At 69.5% G+C, this 640-nt stretch carries 1 protein-coding gene; it reads left to right on the top strand.

What is annotated here, in order from left to right; all coding sequences use genetic code 11:
* On the top strand, positions 1-640 hold a 640-nt coding region (locus tag AC4FQ5_RS19860), incomplete at both ends, for a family 20 glycosylhydrolase (protein WP_491146342.1).

Raw genomic sequence — 640 nt, 5'->3', positions numbered from 1 at the left:
GCTCCTGCGGGCGGCCTCGCCCATCGCGAGTCGTACTCCCTGTCGGTCACGAGCGACGGCGTCCGGATCGCGGCACCGTCGGCCGCCGGCATCTTCTACGGCGCACAGACCCTCGTGCAAGCGCTCGATCGCTCGCCCGACGGCGCGATCCGGGTGCCTGCCCTCGAGATCGAGGACTCTCCGCGGTTCGCCTATCGCGGCATGATGCTCGACGTCGCCCGCCACTTCTTCGACGTCGCAACGGTCAAGGCCGTGATCGACCGCGCCGCGACGCTCAAGCTCAACCACCTCCATCTGCACCTGAGCGACGACCAGGGATGGCGTCTCCACATCGAGTCCTGGCCGGACCTCACGGCACGTGCGTCGTCCGGTGCAGTGGGAGGAGGAGCCGGCGGCTTCTACACCCACGACGACTATCGCGAGATCGTGTCGTACGCGCTCGAACGGTTCGTCACGATCGTGCCCGAGATCGACCTCCCGGGGCACACGCACGCCGCTCTCGTCGCCTACCCCGAACTCGCCCCGGCGGGCTACGCCGGACCACCTCTCGAGGGGGACGACGCCGAGACGCCTCGCGCGTCGACCGCGCCGTACACGGGCACGGAGGTCGGCTTCTCCACTCTCGACGTCCGGAACGACC

This window comes from Chryseobacterium sp. DT-167 (assembly GCF_058310155.1).
The sequence above is the reverse complement of the archived record's forward strand: the minus strand, read 5'-3'. Positions and strand labels throughout refer to the sequence as shown.